Here is a 20,460-nt window from a genome sequence, read left to right as displayed (position 1 = left end):
TTTCAAATTTTTTATTTATACAAAAACTTCTTATTTAATGGAGGTATTACAATGGCAGGAGCAACACTTATTGTAAAAGATTTACACGTAGAAATAGAAGGAAAAGAAATCCTTAAGGGTCTTGACCTTGAAGTAAAAGGCGGAGAAATTCATGCAATCATGGGACCAAATGGTACAGGTAAATCAACCTTGTCCTCTGCGATCATGGGTCATCCTAAATATGAAGTAACTCAAGGCAGCATTTCACTTGATGGGAAAGATGTTCTTGAAATGGAAGTAGATGAGCGTGCACGCGAGGGTCTATTTTTAGCGATGCAATATCCAAGTGAAATCAGCGGTGTAACAAATGCCGATTTTTTACGTTCAGCTATTAACAGCAGACTAGGAGAAGGAAATGAAATTTCATTAATGAAATTTATCCGTCAAATGGATAGCAAAATGGAATTCCTGGAAATGGATCCAGATATGGCTCAACGATATTTAAACGAAGGCTTTTCCGGCGGTGAGAAAAAACGTAATGAAATTTTACAGCTTATGATGCTTCAACCGAAAATCGCTATCTTAGACGAAATCGATTCAGGTCTTGATATTGACGCATTAAAGGTTGTTTCTAAAGGGATCAACGAAATGCGCGGCTCTGATTTTGGCTGTATTATGATTACGCACTATCAAAGATTATTAAATTACATCACACCAGATTTTGTTCACGTTATGATGCAAGGACGTATTGTAAAATCAGGTGGTCCTGAATTAGCACATAGGTTAGAAGCAGAAGGCTATGATTGGATTAAAAAAGAGCTTGGCATTGAGGACGAAGTCGGGCAGGAAGCGTAAGGTTAGGGGGATCAAAATGACAACTGAAATTAAACTACCATTTGATCAAGAATATATCAGCTCTTTTTCAAAAGAGCTGGGCGAACCAGAGTGGTTGACAAAATTACGCCTTAACGCATTTGAAAAGGCAGAGCAACTACCGATGCCAAAACCAGATAAAACGAATATTAATAAATGGAATTTAACTCATTTTGAGAAGCATGTAGTTCAAAGTGAGGGATTTTCAACAATCGAGGAACTGCCTGACGAAGTAAAACCATTTATTCCGTTGGAACAAAGCAATCGAAATTTATATGTTCAACGTAATAATCGTCCATCTTTTCTAACAGTTTCAAAAGAGCTTCAGGATCAAGGTGTGGTCTTTGTAGATATTTTTACTGCTGCGAAGGAACATGGCGATTTATTAAAGCGCTACTTCATGACAGATGGAGTTAAGGTTGATGAGCATAAGCTAACAGCTTTACATGCCGCATTCTTAAATGGTGGAGTCTTTTTATACGTTCCAAAGAATGTTGAAGTAACAGAACCTATTCAAGCTGTTTTCTTACATGATGATCCAGAAACGACATTGTTTAATCACGTTTTAGTGGTTGCTGAGGACAATAGCTCGGTTTTGTATGTTGAAAATTATCTATCTACAGTTGAACCAGCAAATGCAGTATTTAATATTGTATCTGAAGTGGTTGCAGGAGCAAACGCAAAAGTACAATATGGGGCTGTTGATACGCTTTCCAATGGTGTTACAACGTATGTAAATCGCCGTGGTGTCGCAAAACGTGATGCTCGAATCGAATGGGCACTTGGATTAATGAATGATGGAAATACGATTTCCGAAAATACAACAAATTTAGTTGGAGATGGTTCCTACGGTGATACAAAAACCGTCGTAGTGGGTCGTGGTGAACAAATCCAAAACTTCACTACAAAAGTAGTCCACTTTGGGAAAAATTCAGAAGGGTATATCCTAAAGCATGGTGTGATGAAGGATCGTGCGTCTTCCATTTTTAACGGAATTGGAAAAATTGAACACGGAGCAACTAAGGCAAATGCTGAACAAGAATCAAGAGTCTTAATGCTTAGTGAAAAAGCTCGTGGAGATGCAAACCCAATTCTTTTAATCGATGAGGATGATGTAACGGCTGGACATGCCGCATCTGTTGGTCGTGTAGACCCAATTCAGCTATATTATCTAATGAGTCGTGGAATTTCTAAGTCTGAGGCTGAACGATTAGTCATTCATGGTTTCTTAGCACCAGTTGTTAATGTTCTACCAATCGAAAATGTTAAAAAACAGCTGGTAGATATTATAGAAAGGAAAGTTAGATAATGAATGTCCAGGATATTCGTCAACAATTCCCTATTCTAAACCAGGAAGTCAATGGTCATCCTTTAGTGTATCTTGATAGTGCTGCAACTTCTCAAAAGCCGTATAAAGTAATAGAGACATTAGAAAAATATTATAAAGAATATAATTCGAATGTCCATCGCGGCGTGCATACCCTTGGAACAAAAGCTACAGATGCATATGAAGGTGCTCGTGAGAAGATCAGAAAGTTTATCAATGCAAAATCAATGGAAGAAATCATTTTCACTAGAGGAACATCGACATCTTTAAATACCGTTGCGGCAAGCTATGGAAAAGCAAATCTCGGGCAAGGTGATGAAATTGTCATAACTTATATGGAGCACCATAGTAATTTAATTCCTTGGCAGCAAGTTGCTAAGCAGACAGGTGCAACGTTAAAATATTTACCTTTACAAGAAGATGGAACGATATCTATTGCAGATGTATCGGCAACTATAACGAAACATACTAAGATTGTCTCTATTACCCATGTATCGAATGTGCTAGGTGTGATTAATCCTATTAAAGAGATTGCCAAAATAGCGCACGAAAATGGAGCGATCCTTGTAGTCGATGGAGCTCAAGGTACTCCTCATATGAAAATTGATGTACAAGAGCTTGACTGCGATTTCCTTGCTTTTTCTGGACATAAAATGTGTGGACCAACAGGGATTGGCGTTTTATACGGAAAAAAACATCATTTGGAAAACATGGAGCCAATCGAATTTGGCGGAGAAATGATTGATTTTGTGGATCTTTTTGACTCAACATGGAAGGAGCTTCCTTGGAAGTTTGAAGCAGGTACACCAATTATAGCAGGAGCCATTGGACTTGGTGCAGCAATCGACTTTTTAGAGGAAGTAGGACTTGACGAAATCCTTGCACATGAACATAAGCTTGCAGCTTATGCAATGGAAAAGCTTTCTACAATTGAAGGAATCACCATCTATGGTCCAGAGGATCCTATGAAGCGTGCGGGTGTTATTACATTTAATATTAATGATGTACATCCTCATGATGTTGCTACTGTATTGGATGCGGAAGGGATTGCAGTAAGAGCTGGTCATCATTGTGCTCAACCGTTAATGAAATGGCTTAAAGTTTCTGCAACTGCAAGAGCAAGCTTTTATCTATATAATACAGAATCTGATATTGATCGATTTGCCGATGGAATTGTTAAAACAAAGGAGTATTTTAGCGATGTCTTTCAATAATTTAGATACTCTTTATAGACAGGTTATCATGGATCATTATAAAAACCCGAGGAATAAGGGGATCCTTGAAAATGATAGCATTACAATTGATATGAACAACCCAACGTGTGGGGATCGCATTCATTTAACTCTTAAAGTTCACGATGGAGTTGTTATAGACGCTAAATTTGAAGGAGAAGGATGTTCCATTTCTATGTCTTCGGCTTCTATGATGACCCAAGCTATTAAAGGGAAAAATTTAAGTGATGCACTAAAGCTTTCACAGATTTTTTCCAATATGATGCAAGGCAAGGAGTATGATGAGGATATCGATTTAGGAGATATTGAGGCGTTACAAGGGGTATGTAAATTTCCTGCTAGAATTAAGTGTGCAACATTAGCATGGAAAGCCATGGAGAAAGGCTTAAACGAACAAAATAAATGATTGGAGGAAGATGACGATGGCAAAAAAAATGCCTGAAATAGGGGATTATAAGTATGGTTTTGCCGATAAAGACGTTTCTATTTTCCGCTCAAAGCGTGGGTTAACAAAAGAAATCGTTGAAGAAATTTCTAAAATGAAAGACGAGCCTCAATGGATGCTCGACTTTCGCTTAAAATCCTTAGAGCATTTCTACAATATTCCCATGCCACAATGGGGTGGAGACTTAGCATCACTTAACTTTGATGAAATTACGTATTATGTAAAACCATCCGAAAAATCAGAGAAATCTTGGGATGAAGTGCCTGAAGAAATTAAACAAACCTTTGATAAACTTGGCATACCGGAAGCCGAGCAAAAATATTTAGCAGGGGTATCTGCTCAATATGAATCTGAGGTTGTTTATCATAATATGAAGGAAGACCTTGAAGCGCTGGGAATCGTATTTAAAGATACAGATTCAGCTCTTAAAGAAAATGAAGACATTTTCCGAGAGCATTGGGCGAAAGTAATTCCGCCAACAGATAATAAATTTTCAGCACTTAACTCTGCTGTATGGTCAGGTGGTTCTTTTATATACGTTCCGAAAGGTGTTAAAGTAGATACACCGTTACAGGCATATTTCCGAATCAATTCAGAAAATATGGGACAGTTTGAGCGTACTCTTATCATTGTTGATGAAGACGCAAGTGTTCATTATGTAGAAGGATGTACAGCGCCTGTTTATACAACGAATTCCCTTCATAGTGCGGTTGTAGAAATTATTATTAAAAAAGGTGCTTATTGCCGTTATACGACCATTCAAAACTGGGCGAATAATGTATATAATCTTGTTACGAAGCGTGCTGTCTGTGAAGAGAATGCGACAATGGAATGGATTGATGGCAACATTGGATCCAAATTAACAATGAAATATCCAGCGGTTATTTTAAAAGGTGAAGGTGCACGCGGGATGACTTTATCTATTGCGATTGCCGGAAAAGGTCAGCATCAGGATGCAGGTGCAAAAATGATTCATTTAGCTCCTAACACATCCTCTACCATTGTTTCAAAATCGATTGCGAAGCATGGCGGAAAAGTAACCTATCGTGGAATTGTGCAATTTGGACGTAAAGCTGAAGGCGCACGTGCAAATATTGAGTGTGATACATTAATTATGGATAATCAATCTACTTCTGATACGATTCCGTATAATGAAATTTATAATGATAACATTTCATTAGAGCATGAAGCAAAGGTTTCAAAGGTTTCAGAAGAGCAATTATTCTACTTGATGAGCCGTGGAGTTTCAGAGCAAGAAGCTACAGAAATGATTGTTATGGGCTTTATTGAACCATTTACGAAAGAGCTTCCGATGGAATACGCTGTTGAAATGAATCGTCTTATCAAATTTGAGATGGAAGGTTCTATTGGATAATAGTAATCAAAAACCGTTACCGATTAGGTAGCGGTTTTTTTGTAGATTAAGTTTATAAACTAAGTTGATTTTTGGCTCATTTGTGTGAAACTATGTTTCACATACCTTGAAGCGCGCTTCAAGGCAGCCATAATTTCATAAAAGGCTGGGGCAAGCTAGCTTTCCTCAAGCCTTTTATGAAATTATGGCTAAATGAGCCAAAAATCGTTTTTATATGAGGGAATCCTTGATTTAGATGTGCTATGATGTTTTAAGAGGTGTTTTTTATGATTTTGATTGGTCTTACTGGGTGGGGGGATCATGATCGGTTGTATGGATCGGATGTGACACCTAGAGGAAAATTAAACGCGTATGCAGGATTTTTTCCAACTGTTGAAGTGGATGCTTCTTTTTATGCGATTCAACCTATTCGCCATTCTTTAAGATGGGTAGAGGAGACACCAGACACCTTTCAATTTATTGTGAAAGCCTATCAAGGCATGACGGGGCATGAAAGAGGAGAAATCCCTTTTAAGGATAAAAGAGAAATGTTTATTGCTTTTAAAGAATCTTTAATCCCTTATATTAATAAAAATAAATTAGCCATGGTTTTATTTCAATTTCCACCTTGGTTTGATTGTCAAAAAGACAATGTGAATTATTTAAGATGGTGTAAAGAACAAATGGGTGATCTTCCATGTGCGCTTGAATTTAGACATCAATCATGGTTTAAGCCGAATATGATAGAAAAAACGATTCAATTTATGAAGGATGAGAATTGGATACATAGCATTTGTGATGAACCCCAAGCTGGCGAAGGATCTATTCCCATTGTGTTAAGAACCACGAATAAAGATAAAGTCCTCGTCCGTTTCCATGGAAGAAATGTTCACGGCTGGCAGAGGCGAAACAACAAAGACTGGCGAGAAGTTCGCTATTTATATCATTACAATCAAGCTGAACTAAAAGAATGGGCTAAATCATTAAAAGAGCTGCATCAAAATTGTGAAAATGTGTATGTTCTTTTCAACAATAATTCAGGCGGAGATGCGGCAGATAATGCGAAAGACATGATTAAGATCCTTCAATTAACATATAAAGATTTAGCACCAAGACAACTTGACTTATTTTAATGAATTTTATTGATGACATAACAAGTGCGATTGGATTAAAGGAAGGCGAAGGAATGGAAACCATCCATATTTATCATACAAATGATTTACATAGCCATTTTGAAAATTGGCCAAGAATTAATGAATTATTAACAAAACGAAAAAAATGGCATGAAGAAGCAGGGGATTCAGTTTTTATTTTTGATATAGGCGATCATATGGATTTATGGCATCCATACACAGAAGCAACTCAGGGAAAAAATAATACCGAATTATTAAATGAGGCGCATTATACAGCTGCGACGATTGGGAATAATGAAGGGATTACCCTTTCGTATACAAGTTTAGATGTTTTATATAAACAAGCAAAATTTGATGTGATTGTAGCAAATTTGTATAGAAAAGATAATAGTCGTCCTGAATGGGCTAAACCATACCAAATCTATCAGACAAATAGCGGATTAAAAATAGCTGTTATTGGACTTACAGTATTTTATTCACAGCTCTATGATTTATTAGGATGGAAGCTTACAGATCCTTTTGAAGAATTAAATGCTCAATTAAAGTTGTTGAAAAATGAAGCGGATATCATTGTTTTGCTATCTCATTTAGGTATCCATGATGATGAAATGATTGCAGAAAAATTTCCAGATATTGATGTTATTTTAGGTGCGCATACCCATCATATTCTACATGAAGGGAAGCTAGTTAATCATACTCTTTTAGCAGCTGCAGGGAAGTATGGATATTACACAGGTCATGTTACGCTTGAAGTAGATTCAACGCAAAAAAAGATTACCTCCCAAAGAGCACTGCTATATGATACAAATCATTTACCGATCGCAAACGATGAAAATCAAACCATAGAAAACTTATATCATAAAGGGAAAGAGCTTTTATCAAATGAAGTTGTTCGTTTAACTGAAAGGTATTCAATTGAAAGTCTAGCACAACTACTATGTACAGCGATGGTTGATTGGTGCAAAGCCGATTGTGGTTTTCTAAATGAAGGGCTCATCTTAAATTCTTTGGAAGCGGGATCAGTGAGCCATTATGATTTATTAAAGATTTGTCCCCATCCAATTAATCCATGTGTAGTAGCGTTATCTGGTGCTGAGCTAAAAGAAGTATTAAACGATACATGTGATGAAAAATGGGCTCATTTACAAGTTAAAGGACTAGGATTTAGAGGAACGATTATGGGAAAAATGGTTTATGAAGGAATAGAAGTCAATATGGATGAGGTACGACCAGTATTTTCGATCCGCGGTAATGAACTATTATCGAAACAAATTTATAGAGTAGCGATACCAGACATGTTTTCCTTTGGAAGATACTTCCCTGCTATTTATCGTGCAGAGCACAAAGAATATTTTTTACCTGAGTTTATGCGCTATTTGCTTGAAATAACGTTAAAAAAGATCGTGAAAAGCTAGATTTATACACTTTTTTTCAACCGTTAACATAGTTTGTTAGTGGGAAGGAAGGTGTGTATGTATGATGAATTTGTCTCCAATCGACATTAATGGGATTACCTTTTTAAGTATATCAGTTCAATTACCAAAAACTCATTTACTAATTGTGTCAAATGATAAAGGATATATTATGTGTGGTGCTTTAGATGTTAGTTTATTAAATGAAAAGCTCAAGGAACGCAAAATTATTGCAGGTAGAGCTGTTGGAGTAAAAACCATTGAACAGCTTCTGAATGCCCCACTAGAATCGGTTACGTATGAAGCTGAAAAATATGGAATATATAAAGGGATGATAGGAAAGGAAGCCCTATTGAAGATGGTCTAAGGGATGTAAGAAAAGAATCTTACATCCTATTTTGTTGTTTACAAAAATAAAATAGAATTCCTTTTACAGAATTTTTTAAAAAAAGGACTAAAGTATATTGAAAAAGGACAGATAAAGAAGTACTTTAATAGAAGTAGGATAAAAGTAATTATGTGAGTGATGATGAAATAGTTCATTCATCCTAATGCCTTTCATTAGGAATAAACGTATGAGATCAGATTGATAGGAGTACCACATGAGATTAGTAGCCACTAGATCAATAGAAGCTGGTGTTAAGCTAGCAAAAGCCATATACAATGAAAAGGGCAAAATTTTAGTTAATGAAGGTGTTGTACTCAACAAAAAAGTGTTAAAGCGCATTTATGATCTAGGAATTATGTATCTTTATGTTCACGATGAACGAACAAAAGATATTCATTATGTTGATACAATATCATCTAAGGTAAAAAGAGAAGCAATTCATTCTATTGAGAATACGTTTAATGAAGTTCAAAAAGATATGAAAGCTACGAACTCTTTTATTTTTGAAAAAACATCACAATCATTTTCTAAACTAACCCGTCAGCTAATAACTGAAGTCAAAAATCATAAGGGTTTAATTGGATTATTATCAGATGTGTATATACGAGATCAATATGTTTTTTCTCATTCTCTTAATGTAGCCCTTTATTCGTTAGCGATTGGAATGGAGTTGAAACTTCCTCCAAAGGATCTTGAAATACTTGGTATTGGAGCAATCCTGCACGATGTAGGAAAAATGACAACTCCAAAAGAAATTTTACTAAAACCAGGTCAATTAACTAAAAAAGAATTTGAAGAAGTGAAAAGGCATCCAGAGGTTGGATTTCAATTGTTGAAAAATGTATCAACCCTTTCTTTACTAGTTGCTCATTGTGCGTATCAACATCATGAAAGACTGAATGGATCAGGCTACCCACGAGGAATAAAAGGGGATGAAATACATTTATTTGCAAAAATTATCGCTGTGTCAGATGTATTTGATGCCATTACTTCTCATAGAGTATATCGTAAAGCTATGCTGCCGCATGAAGGGCTCGACTTTTTATATTCAGGGGCAGGTACGTTATTTGAAAGAGAGATTATTGAAGCCTTCAGAAGGTCAGTAACGATCTATCCAGTAGGACTAACAGTTGAATTGAGTAATAAGAAAAAAGGGGTCGTTTCTAAACAAAATAAAGGTTTAAGCGATCGTCCTGTTGTAAAAATATTAGAACATGATGGTGTTCCTATAGATGCCTATGAACTTGACCTTATGTCAGAGCTTTCTGTTGTCATAACAAATTGTGATGCAACTTATAATAAAGGTTAAACTAAACCCCATCGGATAAAGCTAAGCCGCGCAGATTTATTACAATCCTCAAAACGTGAGGATGAGCATATTATATATATATTCGTATCTGTCGCGGCTGAAAAAATATCTAGCGTTTTTGTTGCCTATCTAGCCTTTCCCATAATTTTAAGTGTGGATATGGATCATAGGACCATTCTGTATAACCATTATCCTTATACATTCCATAATGTAAATGAGGTGGGAATTTTCCTGATGTTCCTGGAGGACCATATCCTGAGCTTCCCACACCTCCAATGATCTTGCCTGGCTCAACGATTTGATTGATTTTTAAATCCTTGGCAAAACCACTGAGATGGGCAAAATAATGATAATTGTTGTTGATATCACGAATTCCGATTCTCCAGCCTCCATATTTATTCCACCCTTTCATTTCAATAATTCCGTACGAAGTTGCACGAACTGGCACACCATAATCAGCAAAAATATCTGTCCCTTCATGCATTCTTCTTCCGCCCCATCCTCTAGCATCTCCCCATGTATTTCGATAGCTGTATTCACTCCTTATTGGCAAAGGAAAAGCATGATTTTCTAAATTTATTCTTCCAAAATGTTTGTAAATCATAGCTTTCCCTATAATAATGCCAACGGTTTTGTCTCTATGATAATAATTCCACAACCCAATTTTAAGATTTTCATGATCAGTTCCGTATTGAAGAAGAATATTAGCGAAAGCATGCAAGACGTCTTCATCATTTTTTAGACTGGATTTGTGATCTCCGTTCCCGTCAAACCCAATTCCATCAAAAAATTGAATGGAGGTTGGATTTTCATCTGTAAGGTTAGGGTTTGTAATTCCTGTCCATTCTTCAGGACGAAAATAAATTCCAATTAATCCTTCTGCATCTGGTAGATCAGTTCGTGCCTGACGGACATTGCGTTCATATTGATCGACAGCAGCTAAATAGTACCATGGGATCCTTGTAACTGTTTCAACTTTTTTGTACAGCGCCATTCGTTGTGTATAAATGTCACTATTTAAAGTAGCAGCCTTAACATGAAAGTTAGGATTTGTACCTAGTAATAAAAGAATTGGAAAAATAATTAGAAAGCGCATGTGAATCCTCCATTGTAAAATGTTTATCCCGCATTAACGGTCAGTAAAACCTCCACCTTAAGGTTATGAGTGTATAAGAGAAATCCTAGGTAGGGGATAACTGACCGTAAAAGCCCGACGACGGACAGGAGGTCCTAGTCAGGCGAATGCTACAGGATGTGGTAGCTATGAGCGTGATTGATTCAACTAACAATCAGTGGGGAATAAAGCAGGCAAAAGCACGACGTCCTGTCTCATTGTCTGTACTAGTACTTCATGTACGTCGGAACCCCCCACTGATTGAAGTTTCACTTTATCTTTAGTTTGTGAGATAAGAAAATATTCATTATGTGCAATTAATGGTAAACTCAAAATGTACAGCTTGTAGTGATTTATTCATTGTGATAAAGTGACTACATATGAATATTTTTGTTATTGAAGGTAGACGGGTGTCTAGATACAGCGCCTACCCCTTGTGAAAAATAATCATTTAGCTCTAAAAGCAAAAAGTATTTAAGAGCTAAATGAACATTTTCTTTAAGGTTGAACAAGGCGTTAGCGCTTTTCTTATTGTCTAGCTCCAGCGCCTAGCCCTTGTGAAAAATAACCTCATGCCTCTAAAAGTAAAAAACACTTTTTGAGTCATGAGAACATTTTTCTTCAGGGCTGATCAAGGCGCTTGTGCTTTTCTTATAACCTGTAGTTCTATCATGTTTAACGAGAAGGGACGTTAATGATGGAAAATAAAAATGATTATTTGCGTAAACCTGAATGGTTAAAGATAAAATTGAATACGAATGAAAATTATACTGGATTAAAAAAAATGATGAGGGAAAAAAACCTGCACACCGTTTGTGAAGAGGCAAGGTGCCCGAACATTCATGAATGTTGGGCTGTTAGACGAACAGCTACCTTTATGATTTTAGGGGACGTTTGCACGAGAGCGTGTCGGTTCTGTGCTGTAAAGACTGGTTTGCCAAATGAGCTTGATTGGAAAGAACCAGAAAGAGTAGCCGATTCAGTTGTGGCAATGAACTTAAAGCATGTTGTTGTTACAGCAGTTGCAAGAGACGACCTAAAAGATGGAGGGGCAGCTGTTTTTGCTGAAACGGTAAGAGCCATTCGAAGAAAGAGTCCGTTTACGAGCATCGAAGTACTGCCTTCTGATATGGGCGGAATTTATGAAAATCTACAGACATTAATGGAAGTTCGTCCGGATATTTTAAATCACAACATTGAAACAGTTGAAAGACTTTCACCAAGAGTTCGTGCTCGAGCAAAATACCATCGTTCACTGGAATTTTTACGAAGAGCAAAGGAAATGCAGCCAACCATTCCAACTAAATCGAGCTTAATGGTTGGACTAGGTGAAACAAAAGAAGAAATTTTACAAACAATGGATGACTTAAGGGCAAATCATGTGGATATTATGACAATTGGTCAGTATCTGCAACCTACAAAATCGCATTTGAAGGTTATAAAATATTATCATCCTGATGAATTTCAGGAATTAAAGGAAATTGCTTTACAAAAAGGCTTTAGTCATTGTGAATCAGGACCGCTTGTCCGTTCTTCTTATCATGCAGACGAGCAAGTAAATGCAGCTGCAAAAAATAAACAATTAATGAGTGATCAGCACGTACAACAAGCATAATATGTTAAAGCTGACCTAAAGGGTGCTCCTCACTTTGTTTTGGGTTAGCTTTTTTGGTTGTTCAATTCAATGTGAATTCGAGGTGAAAATGGTTGGTTTACATCAATAACATATGTTATGAGCTTGTAGAAGAAAGAAGAGACGGCTTTAATGAAGAAGCTTTTCGGGGCAGATTTACAGATATATTAACCAAGTATGATTATATAGTAGGAGACTGGGGTTACGGTCAACTTCGTTTAAGAGGTTTTTTTGATGATCAAAATCAAAAATCTACCTTTGATACAAAAATTAGTACGTTAACAGAATACTTATATGAATATTGCAATTTTGGCTGTGCCTATTTTGTCGTAAAAAAAGTAAACGGTAAATAGGAAATGGGGGAAGAGTGTAATGTATTTTGTTGATCGTGATAAAATAAATGAAATCCTTTTGTTTTTGGAAAATCAAATTGCTCTTTTTGAAAAAACGGAGGAATGGGAGACGCCGATTAAGCAAGCAGCACTTCAACGAATTACGCAAACGATTATTGAGGCTATTATTGATGTTGGCAATTCAATGATTGATGGGTTTATTATGCGAGACCCTGGAAGCTACGAAGATATTGTGGTTATTTTAGAGGATGAAAAAGTAATTGAACATAGCATGAGTGAAGCTTTAAAACAGATCATTCAGTTCCGTAAAGTGCTTGTTCAATCCTATTTAAATATACCACATGATCATTTGATTAAGGAATTTACAAGGCAATTGCCGTTTCTGAAACAATTCTCCTTAAAAATAAACCATTATTTACAGGACGAACTAGGTCCAGTTTCGGCTTTTAAAAAATAGGGGAATTTAAGTAGAATGAAAGCAGGATGGTGAGGCGATGCAAATTGAGGATAAATCTACGAAAGATCAAATATTAAAGTTATTGAAACGATATGGAAGACTTTCTGTTAACGAATTGTCAGATCAATTAAGTATTACAAAAATGGCTATACGAAGACATATTCATTCGCTTGAACATGAAAAGCTTATACAATCAGCTATCCAACGCCAAACAATGGGCCGACCTTCGAAGGTCTATCAGCTATCAGAGCGTGGTGAAGATATTTTCCCGAAAAAGTATAAAGAGCTTAGCCTTTCTATTTTTAAAGAATTAAAAGAAATTGGGCAAACAAATATTATTGAAGATATATTAGATAAAAGAAATAAAAAAAAGCTTGATCTTTATGAAATGCCAGAAGTAATGTCTTTAATTGAAAGACTAGTGCATCTTAAAAACATTCAAGATAAAGAAGGCTTTATGCCAGAGATAACGAAAGTGAATGGTGAATATCACTTTCAAGAATTTAATTGTCCTCTTATTGAATTAGCGAAGGAGCATCCCCAATTTTGTGAAGCTGAAAAGAATTTTTTTCATACATTGCTTAATGTCCCTGTTATTAAACGAAAAGCATGTATGGCTTCAGGTGATGTCAGTTGTCATTATGTTTTTAAGTAAGTGAATTTTTGTGGTGGAGTACAAAAGCTGCTGCAGCGCCTAGCCGATTGTATAAAGCAATTACGCAAAACAATCCGAATTTCCTGCGTATTCGTTTTATACAAGTCACGGTTAATCAAGGCGTTTGTGCTTTTTATGTGAAATTTTACACAAACAATTAGTAATAGGAGAGATGGCTGATGAGAAAATATAAAGGATATTTAATTGATTTGGATGGAACAATGTATAGAGGTACTGAACTCATTGAAGAAGCGGTGGATTTTGTTAGAACGCTGCAGAACGAGGATATTCCTTATTTATTTGTGACCAATAATTCATCAAGAACTCCAGCACAAGTAGCGGAGAAACTTCGAAATTTTCGCATTCCAGCAGAAGAAGCCCAGGTTTTTACGACAAGTCAAGCAACTGCAAACTACATATATGATCAAAAAAATAATGCTTCCGTTTATGTTATCGGGGAAGAAGGAATTAAAACGGCCATAGAAGAAAAAGGGTTTAGGATCCAAGAGGAGAATGTAGATTTTGTGGTTGTTGGTATTGATCGAGAAATTACCTATGAAAAATTAGCCACTGCCTGTCTAGCAGTACGAAATGGAGCAACCTTTATTTCCACCAATGGAGATATTGCGATTCCGACCGAACGTGGTCTACTTCCTGGTAATGGCGCTTTAACATCTGTAATCTCTGTATCAACAAAAACAAATCCGATTTTTATTGGCAAACCTGAATCGATTATTATGGAACAAGCTTTAAAGGTACTTGGGACGAAAAAAGGAGAAACCCTTATGGTTGGTGACAATTATGATACGGATATTTTAGCCGGCATGAATGCTGGATTGGATACGCTGCTCGTTCATACTGGTGTAACAACAAAGCAGCTTTTAGCCGGTTACGAAGAAAAACCAACCTATGTTGTTGATAGCTTGAATGAATGGGGATTTTATTAATCTAAGAGCTGCCCTACATATCTTGATTGTATGCTTAACCTATGGCAGAGGGTGCAAAAAACACCCTCTAAAGATTCATTATAAAATTTCTGCAGCTTCAGCTAAGTATTCTATTAAGTGTAAAGCACGCGTTGGTTTTGGAAGATCCTCACGTTGAATTCCTAATTTCATTTGTAAAAGGCATCCAGGGTTGGTTGTAATAATCACAGTAGCTCCTGTTTCTTTTGTATGCTTCATTTTCTCATCTAGAATCTCCATAGATTCATCATAGTGAACCACGTTATAGATACCTGCTGAGCCACAGCACATATTTGCTTGCTTCATCTCGACTAAGTTAATTCCAATAACACTTTTTAATAACATAAGCGGCTCATTTGTCACTTTTTGCACATTTGTCATATGGCATGATGGCTGATAAGTCACTTTTTCTTCTGTAGGAGAAAGAAGATTAGGTATGCCTCCACATAAGACAAGTACTTGACTTATGTCCTTTGACTTTGAAGTAAATTGTTTAGCTCTGTCAGCCCACTCTTTATCATCTTTCAGTAGATGATGATACTCATTTAGCATGGCACCGCATCCTCCAGCATTATTAACTATGAAATCCGCTTTTACTTGTTCGAATGCAGCAATATTTCTCTTCGCAAGTTGTTTTGCTTCATCTAACTCTCCAGAGTGTGCATGTAGGGCACCACAGCATGTTTGATTTGGAATGACTATGACTTGACAGCCTGCTTTTGCAAGAAGTTGAATCGATAATTGATTAATCCGTTGAAACATAGCATCCATAATACAGCCAGTAAAAAAAACAATCGAATACTTTAATTCTCCTTCTGCTTGTACTTTCATATTCGATTGGTTACGTACCTTAGGTGAGACTGCAGGAGGGACTATGGATTCAAAATCTCCTAGATGATAAGGCAATTTTTTCATGATGCCTGTAGAATGAACGGCATTTTGCAATCCACTTTTTTCATAGAACCAAAACATATTACCCGTAAACTTCATTATTCTTCTATTTGGGAAGACTGATTTAAACATTGTATTACGTAATAAGCGAATGGGCTTAGAAAATTTTTTTCGTTTTACAAGGGCAGCTCTGGCTGATTCTAAAATTGAGCCATATTCAACTCCTGTAGGACAAGCTGTTTCACAAGCTCGGCATCCTAAACATAAATCTAATGGTTCTTCAAGTATGGATAAGTCGGTTATTTTACCTTCTCCAACCATTTTGATAAGATTAATTCGACCTCTAGGAGAATGTGTCTCTCTACGCATGGTCACGTACGTAGGGCAGACTGGTAAACAATAGCCGCATTGTACACATTTCATTGTTTTATCGTATTGGAATTCCGTCTTAAGATCATTTAGAGAGGGTTTCATCTTAATTCAACTCCAATTTATATCCTGGCTCAGGAAAGATCTTCCCAGGATTCATGATGTTATTTGGATCCCATGCTTCCTTAATTCGCTTCATCATTTCCAATCCAACTGTTCCTAGTTCCATTTCCATAAAGGACGATTTCATTGTCCCAATACCGTGCTCTCCTGAAAGAGTTCCTCCTAGCTCTATAGCTGTAGTGAAAATTTCAGCAACAGCTTGTTCGACTCGTTGCATTTCTTCGCTATCATTTTTGTCACAAATTATGTTTGGATGAAGATTACCATCCCCAGCATGTCCAAATACGACAAGATGAATGTGATATTTATCGCGAATATTCTGCAGCCTTGCACACATTTGCGGAATCTTACTTCTCGGTACAGTGGCGTCTTCTGATATTTTTGTAGGTTTAATCCTTACAATAGCTGGAGAAACTAATTTTCTAGCTTTCCAAATCTCAGCTTTTTCGAATGCATTTTGAGGGATGCGGACTTCTGTTGCACCAACAGATTGACATAATTTTTCTACTAGCTTTAATTCATCCTTTAAAGCTAAAGGATGGCCATCAAGTTCAATCAGTATAATGGCTTCTGCGTGGGTTGGTAAGCCTAATGGCTCGTAATTCTCAACGGCGACAATTGAAGCTCGGTCCATTAATTCCATTTTTGCTGGTAAAATACCAGAGGATAAAATATTGGAAATGGCACTTCCAGCATCAACTAGACTGTCAAAAACAGCCATAATGGTTTCAGAGGCTGGTGGTTTTGGGATGAGTCGTAGAATTGCTTTTGTAATAATTCCAAGTGTGCCTTCTGATCCAACAATCAGCTTGGTTAGGTCATAACCCGTTACATTTTTAACCGTTCTTCCGCCAGTTTGAATAATTTCCCCCTCTGGTGTGATAACTTCTAAGCCGATAACATAATCCTTCGTTACGCCATATTTTAATCCCCTAGGTCCACCAGAGTTTTCTGCCAAATTCCCACCAATGGTTGATACGTGAGAGCTGCTTGGATCAGGTGGATACATGAGGCCTTTTTGTTCCGCTGCTTTATGTATATCTCCAGTAAGGACACCAGGGGAAACAACAGCAACCAGGTCTTCTTCATGAATTTCTAGTACATCGTCTAAAACCGACAAATCAAATACCATTCCTCCGTTAACTGGCAACGGTCCTCCACTTAAGCTCGTTGATTGGCCGCGAGGATAGACAGGGATTTTTTCCTCATTGGCAAGCTTTACTAGCTCAGCAAGCTCTTCAATCTTTTTTGTTTGAATAACGGCATCGGGCAAAAAGGTCCCAAAGGAAGCATCGAAGGAATAACTAAATCGGTCACTTATATCAGTAAGTACTTTTCCGTGTTTGACAATTTGTTTCATTTTTTCAACATGTCTTGGAGTTAATACCTTCACTTTATTCTCACCTTCTCAAATTATTGAGTTTCATAGTGATACACATTCTAAATTAAGCTATTAACAAAAGTGTATGAAATCGCTTACATTGTTTTTTTCCTTTTTAAATGATTCGATTACATATATTAGGCAACTTACTTATTTTTATGTCAAGTACACGTTATCATAGAAGACTTATTTAATAGAAAGCGTTATAAGTAGGAAAAAAAGTAATTAGCATCGGTAAAATGGACCAGTATGAAAATAATCAATGTAAAAAATAGGTGAAAATAGAAATATATTCAAGCTTGTTATATAATAGTTTTTGTTAAATGCATGGGGTAACTTAATATTATCAAAATAATAGAAAAATGAACGGATAAATTTTTAAAATAGTTCTATTGGATTATATTTCTATTATTATCATAGTAAATATCTATGTAAAATATGACTGTTTTAGTTCTTTTGTAATGAAATAAGTATTTTTTTAAACCCTTGAAATAATACTAGAGTTTATATCTAGTATGGGGATTTATTTTGTTATAAAACAGTTGTCGCCAGTGTACTTGTCCTTTTATTTTAAATAATGATCCATTAGACCGACAAGAGGTTATTTCTATTCTATCCACCAAAAAATGAAAGCGCTTAAAAAGAATGTAGTCAAAGGGAAACTATTTCTATTAAGGGGAGATTAACATGCAAAAAACGTTCGACGAAACAGGATCAGTTGAAAATAGAACGATTCGAAAAGTAACAAGAAGAATTGTCCCTTTTGTCTTTCTTTTGTACATCATTTCTTATCTTGATAGAGCAAATATTGGGTATGCCGCATTGGATATGAACAAAGCATTAGGTTTAACGAGTGAGGTATTTGGGGTTGTATCAGGCATTTTCTTTATTGGTTATTTTCTTTTTGAGGTACCAAGTAATATATTGATGCAAAGGTTTGGAGCAAGGGTTTGGATCACTAGGATTCTCATAACATGGGGAGTTATTTCAATTGCAACAGCTTTTGCGCAAAATGCTATGCATCTTTATGTCATTAGATTTTTACTTGGAGTAGCGGAGGCTGGGTTTTTCCCTGGAATTATTTTGTATCTAACGTCTTGGTTCCGTGTAAAGGAATTGGCGAGTACGATTGCCATGTTTATGACAGCCATTGCTGCCTCTTATATTATCGGTGGTCCACTTTCTACTTTGATAATGGATCATATTCAATGGATGGGATTTCCTGGTTGGAGATGGATGTTTATCATTGAAGGATTACCTGCTGTTATATTTGGATTTGTTACTTATTACTATTTAACAGATCGACCAGAGGATGCGAAATGGTTGACAAATGAAGAAAAGGATTGGTTAATACAAGAATTAAAAAAAGAAGCGAAGGAAGATGGTGCTTCAGCAAACCTAGGACATAAAAAAGCTATGGCAAATGCAAAAGTTTGGTATCTTTCGTTAATCTATTTTGTTTATATTTCTGGGACACTTGGGATTGGGTACTGGATGCCGCAAATTATTAAAGGACTCTCTGGTTATTTGACTAATACCCAAATTGGATTCATCAGTATTATCCCTTATATTGCCGCTTCTCTTGCGATGAATTATTGGTCACGACGTTCTGATCGTACTGGTGAAAGAATGATTCATGCCGCAGCACCGCTTTTTTTAGCAGCGATATCATTAATCTTGGCGGGAATATCAAGTAATTTAATTTTATCTATTATTTTTATCACGATATCATTATCTTCTATGTATTGCTTTAAAGGTCCATTTTGGGCTTTACCATCTATGATTTTGACTCCTTCAATGGTTGCAGTGGGGCTAGCTGTGATTAACTCAATTGGAAATTTAGGAGGGTTTGTTGGTCCATATGTTGTAGGAAGGTTAAAAGATGCCACTGGCAGTACACTTTCTGGTCTAATATTCCTTAGTATCATGCTCATGTTTGCGTTTGTGATGCTATTATTTATTCCGAAAGAGAAAAAACATACATCAGATAAATCAGATAAGGTTGCTTTGTAAATTGAAAAGCAATCCAGAATGCTAACACGAAAAATATAGGCAAAATACAGTGCCTGGAAATTGATCTAGTACTGATCGATTTCCAGGCACGTATGATTCATTTATCCGGCATTAACAGGCAGTAAGACCACCACCTCAAGGTTATAAGTGCAAACAAAAATCCTAGGTAGGGGATAATTGCCTGTAAAAGCCCGACGAAGGAAGGAGTCCTAGTCAGGCGAATGCCACAGGATGTGGCATGTATGAGCGTGATTGGTGAAATAAGACTTTTCTTTGGGCTTCAGCCCTTAGAAAAGTCAATCAGGCTCTGCGTGACTAACAATCAATGGGGGATGAAAATAACCCCACTGATTGTAGTTTCACCTTATTCAGCGTGATTGGCTCGATGAGCTAAACGACTAGATGCCGCTGCCGCTATCGCTCCGACAATATCATCAAGAAAGGTATGACACTTTCCAGAGTTCTTATCATTTAAAGCCTTTAATATTCCTGGCTTCAACTTATCAATATAGCCGTAGTTTGTAAATCCGATTGAACCATATACATTAACAATGGAAAAGGCTAATACTTCATCCACTCCATATAAGCCCTCATCTTTTTCTATTATGGATTGAAGCGGCTGTTCAAGCATTCCTTTTTCAGCCATTAAATCAAGCTGTATCCCAGTAAGAATTGCATTTTGGACTTCTCTTTTAGAAATAACACGCTCTACATTTTCTATACAATGATTTAAATTTAAATTTGGGTGATACTTTTCTTGCAAAAGATGGACAAGCTTTGCAATTTCAATTATTTGGACCCCTCTTTCTTTTAGCCATCTACGTGCTGTTTGTTCAGTAAGGTCCACTTTTTCTTCTTCTGCCATACACTTCACCTTTTTCTATAATATTCTCTATATGTATACCCATCTTATAAAAATTTGCTTCATTTATTTTGGCTGTTTTCTAAAAGTTTGTTGTTTTGAATAAAATAATAAACATGGTTGAAGTACTGAGCAGCCTGAATACACGTAGACTCCTGCGGGAAAAGCGAGAAAGACGAGACCCCACAGGAG

The 20,460-nt window shown here is 36.4% G+C and carries 20 protein-coding genes; 16 read left to right on the top strand and 4 right to left on the bottom strand.

The genetic code is table 11. From position 1 onward, the window contains the following. Positions 1 to 51: 51 nt before the first annotated feature. The 9 genes from sufC to FDO66_RS09915 all read left to right on the top strand — a co-directional run bounded on the left by sufC (position 52) and on the right by FDO66_RS09915 (position 9,452). A complete protein-coding gene (gene sufC, locus FDO66_RS09955; protein ID WP_141432505.1) occupies positions 52 to 834 on the top strand; it encodes a Fe-S cluster assembly ATPase SufC in 783 nt (260 codons plus the stop codon). A 16-nt stretch (positions 835 to 850) separates the two neighbouring features. After that, complete coding sequence (sufD, locus tag FDO66_RS09950; RefSeq protein WP_141432504.1) at positions 851 to 2,161, top strand: Fe-S cluster assembly protein SufD; 1,311 nt, start codon at positions 851 to 853, stop codon at positions 2,159 to 2,161. Next, positions 2,161 to 3,393, top strand: a complete 1,233-nt coding sequence (locus FDO66_RS09945; RefSeq protein WP_141432503.1) for a cysteine desulfurase — start codon at positions 2,161 to 2,163, stop codon at positions 3,391 to 3,393. The genes sufD and FDO66_RS09945 overlap by 1 nt, the downstream gene beginning before the upstream one ends. Next, positions 3,380 to 3,817, top strand: coding sequence for a Fe-S cluster assembly sulfur transfer protein SufU (sufU, locus tag FDO66_RS09940; RefSeq protein WP_141432502.1), 438 nt, complete (start codon positions 3,380 to 3,382; stop codon positions 3,815 to 3,817). The genes FDO66_RS09945 and sufU overlap by 14 nt, the downstream gene beginning before the upstream one ends. Positions 3,818 to 3,833: 16 nt before the next feature. Beyond that, entirely contained in the window at positions 3,834 to 5,231 is a 1,398-nt protein-coding gene (gene sufB, locus FDO66_RS09935; protein ID WP_141432501.1) for a Fe-S cluster assembly protein SufB, read from the top strand. A 266-nt stretch (positions 5,232 to 5,497) separates the two neighbouring features. Beyond that, entirely contained in the window at positions 5,498 to 6,343 is an 846-nt protein-coding gene (locus FDO66_RS09930; protein WP_141432500.1) for a DUF72 domain-containing protein, read from the top strand. Next, the gene (locus FDO66_RS09925; RefSeq protein WP_258535689.1) at positions 6,343 to 7,758 is read left to right on the top strand and encodes a bifunctional metallophosphatase/5'-nucleotidase; all 1,416 of its coding nucleotides are present in this window, start codon (positions 6,343 to 6,345) and stop codon (positions 7,756 to 7,758) included. The genes FDO66_RS09930 and FDO66_RS09925 overlap by 1 nt, the downstream gene beginning before the upstream one ends. A gap of 61 nt (positions 7,759 to 7,819) precedes the next feature. Next, complete coding sequence (locus FDO66_RS09920; protein ID WP_141432499.1) at positions 7,820 to 8,122, top strand: YunC family protein; 303 nt, start codon at positions 7,820 to 7,822, stop codon at positions 8,120 to 8,122. 235 nt (positions 8,123 to 8,357) lie between these two features. After that, on the top strand, positions 8,358 to 9,452 hold the full coding sequence (locus tag FDO66_RS09915; RefSeq protein WP_141432498.1) for an HD-GYP domain-containing protein: 1,095 nt from the start codon (positions 8,358 to 8,360) through the stop codon (positions 9,450 to 9,452). 109 nt (positions 9,453 to 9,561) lie between these two features. Here FDO66_RS09915 and FDO66_RS09910 read toward each other — a convergent pair whose 3' ends face one another. Then, positions 9,562 to 10,548 carry a M23 family metallopeptidase gene (locus tag FDO66_RS09910; RefSeq protein ID WP_141432497.1) on the bottom strand — a complete coding sequence of 329 codons (987 nt, stop codon included), beginning with the start codon at positions 10,546 to 10,548 and terminating at the stop codon, positions 9,562 to 9,564. Between the two features lie 167 nt (positions 10,549 to 10,715). Between FDO66_RS09910 and FDO66_RS21250 the strand changes: the two genes are divergently transcribed. The 6 genes from FDO66_RS21250 to FDO66_RS09885 all read left to right on the top strand — a co-directional run bounded on the left by FDO66_RS21250 (position 10,716) and on the right by FDO66_RS09885 (position 14,611). After that, positions 10,716 to 10,850, top strand: coding sequence for a hypothetical protein (locus tag FDO66_RS21250; RefSeq protein ID WP_258535688.1), 135 nt, complete (start codon positions 10,716 to 10,718; stop codon positions 10,848 to 10,850). A 413-nt stretch (positions 10,851 to 11,263) separates the two neighbouring features. Then, positions 11,264 to 12,181 (top strand): lipoyl synthase, encoded by a 918-nt coding sequence (lipA, locus tag FDO66_RS09905; protein ID WP_141432658.1) that lies wholly within the window; start codon positions 11,264 to 11,266, stop codon positions 12,179 to 12,181. Positions 12,182 to 12,273: 92 nt separating this feature from the next. After that, positions 12,274 to 12,552, top strand: a complete 279-nt coding sequence (locus FDO66_RS09900) for a YutD family protein (RefSeq protein ID WP_141432496.1) — start codon at positions 12,274 to 12,276, stop codon at positions 12,550 to 12,552. A 19-nt stretch (positions 12,553 to 12,571) separates the two neighbouring features. Beyond that, complete coding sequence (gene hepT / locus FDO66_RS09895) at positions 12,572 to 13,009, top strand: type VII toxin-antitoxin system HepT family RNase toxin (protein ID WP_141432495.1); 438 nt, start codon at positions 12,572 to 12,574, stop codon at positions 13,007 to 13,009. A 37-nt stretch (positions 13,010 to 13,046) separates the two neighbouring features. Continuing rightward, positions 13,047 to 13,664, top strand: a complete 618-nt coding sequence (locus tag FDO66_RS09890) for a helix-turn-helix transcriptional regulator (RefSeq protein ID WP_141432494.1) — start codon at positions 13,047 to 13,049, stop codon at positions 13,662 to 13,664. 179 nt (positions 13,665 to 13,843) lie between these two features. Next, positions 13,844 to 14,611 (top strand): TIGR01457 family HAD-type hydrolase, encoded by a 768-nt coding sequence (locus tag FDO66_RS09885; protein WP_141432493.1) that lies wholly within the window; start codon positions 13,844 to 13,846, stop codon positions 14,609 to 14,611. Between the two features lie 78 nt (positions 14,612 to 14,689). Here FDO66_RS09885 and FDO66_RS09880 read toward each other — a convergent pair whose 3' ends face one another. Together FDO66_RS09880 and FDO66_RS09875 are read right to left on the bottom strand one after the other, a co-directional pair. Then, on the bottom strand, positions 14,690 to 15,994 hold the full coding sequence (locus FDO66_RS09880) for a (Fe-S)-binding protein (RefSeq protein ID WP_141432492.1): 1,305 nt from the start codon (positions 15,992 to 15,994) through the stop codon (positions 14,690 to 14,692). A 1-nt stretch (position 15,995) separates the two neighbouring features. Continuing rightward, a complete protein-coding gene (locus tag FDO66_RS09875; RefSeq protein ID WP_141432657.1) occupies positions 15,996 to 17,372 on the bottom strand; it encodes an FAD-binding oxidoreductase in 1,377 nt (458 codons plus the stop codon). Between the two features lie 708 nt (positions 17,373 to 18,080). On the opposite strand from FDO66_RS09875, the gene FDO66_RS09870 reads away from it, so the two are divergent. Further along, the gene (locus FDO66_RS09870; RefSeq protein WP_141432491.1) at positions 18,081 to 19,406 is read left to right on the top strand and encodes an MFS transporter; all 1,326 of its coding nucleotides are present in this window, start codon (positions 18,081 to 18,083) and stop codon (positions 19,404 to 19,406) included. A 364-nt stretch (positions 19,407 to 19,770) separates the two neighbouring features. On the opposite strand, the gene FDO66_RS09865 is transcribed toward FDO66_RS09870, so the two are convergent. Next, positions 19,771 to 20,271 (bottom strand): phosphatidylglycerophosphatase A family protein, encoded by a 501-nt coding sequence (locus FDO66_RS09865; RefSeq protein WP_141432490.1) that lies wholly within the window; start codon positions 20,269 to 20,271, stop codon positions 19,771 to 19,773. Positions 20,272 to 20,460: the final 189 nt, after the last annotated feature.

This window comes from Bacillus sp. 03113 (assembly GCF_006546985.1).
GTDB lineage: Bacteria > Bacillota > Bacilli > Bacillales > Cytobacillaceae > VATK01.
The sequence above is the reverse complement of the archived record's forward strand: the minus strand, read 5'-3'. Positions and strand labels throughout refer to the sequence as shown.

What these genes read in the sequence shown, in the direction of transcription:
- sufC (WP_141432505.1), top strand. Translation starts at nt 52, where the DNA reads ATGGCAGGAGCAACACTTATTGTAAAAGATTTACACGTAGAAATAGAA.
- sufD (WP_141432504.1), top strand. Translation starts at nt 851, where the DNA reads ATGACAACTGAAATTAAACTACCATTTGATCAAGAATATATCAGCTCT.
- FDO66_RS09945 (WP_141432503.1), top strand. Translation starts at nt 2,161, where the DNA reads ATGAATGTCCAGGATATTCGTCAACAATTCCCTATTCTAAACCAGGAA.
- sufU (WP_141432502.1), top strand. Translation starts at nt 3,380, where the DNA reads ATGTCTTTCAATAATTTAGATACTCTTTATAGACAGGTTATCATGGAT.
- sufB (WP_141432501.1), top strand. Translation starts at nt 3,834, where the DNA reads ATGGCAAAAAAAATGCCTGAAATAGGGGATTATAAGTATGGTTTTGCC.
- FDO66_RS09930 (WP_141432500.1), top strand. Translation starts at nt 5,498, where the DNA reads ATGATTTTGATTGGTCTTACTGGGTGGGGGGATCATGATCGGTTGTAT.
- FDO66_RS09925 (WP_258535689.1), top strand. Translation starts at nt 6,343, where the DNA reads ATGAATTTTATTGATGACATAACAAGTGCGATTGGATTAAAGGAAGGC.
- FDO66_RS09920 (WP_141432499.1), top strand. Translation starts at nt 7,820, where the DNA reads ATGATGAATTTGTCTCCAATCGACATTAATGGGATTACCTTTTTAAGT.
- FDO66_RS09915 (WP_141432498.1), top strand. Translation starts at nt 8,358, where the DNA reads ATGAGATTAGTAGCCACTAGATCAATAGAAGCTGGTGTTAAGCTAGCA.
- FDO66_RS09910 (WP_141432497.1), bottom strand. Translation starts at nt 10,548, where the DNA reads ATGCGCTTTCTAATTATTTTTCCAATTCTTTTATTACTAGGTACAAAT.
- FDO66_RS21250 (WP_258535688.1), top strand. Translation starts at nt 10,716, where the DNA reads ATGAGCGTGATTGATTCAACTAACAATCAGTGGGGAATAAAGCAGGCA.
- lipA (WP_141432658.1), top strand. Translation starts at nt 11,264, where the DNA reads ATGGAAAATAAAAATGATTATTTGCGTAAACCTGAATGGTTAAAGATA.
- hepT (WP_141432495.1), top strand. Translation starts at nt 12,572, where the DNA reads ATGTATTTTGTTGATCGTGATAAAATAAATGAAATCCTTTTGTTTTTG.
- FDO66_RS09890 (WP_141432494.1), top strand. Translation starts at nt 13,047, where the DNA reads ATGCAAATTGAGGATAAATCTACGAAAGATCAAATATTAAAGTTATTG.
- FDO66_RS09885 (WP_141432493.1), top strand. Translation starts at nt 13,844, where the DNA reads ATGAGAAAATATAAAGGATATTTAATTGATTTGGATGGAACAATGTAT.
- FDO66_RS09880 (WP_141432492.1), bottom strand. Translation starts at nt 15,994, where the DNA reads ATGAAACCCTCTCTAAATGATCTTAAGACGGAATTCCAATACGATAAA.
- FDO66_RS09875 (WP_141432657.1), bottom strand. Translation starts at nt 17,372, where the DNA reads ATGAAACAAATTGTCAAACACGGAAAAGTACTTACTGATATAAGTGAC.
- FDO66_RS09870 (WP_141432491.1), top strand. Translation starts at nt 18,081, where the DNA reads ATGCAAAAAACGTTCGACGAAACAGGATCAGTTGAAAATAGAACGATT.
- FDO66_RS09865 (WP_141432490.1), bottom strand. Translation starts at nt 20,271, where the DNA reads ATGGCAGAAGAAGAAAAAGTGGACCTTACTGAACAAACAGCACGTAGA.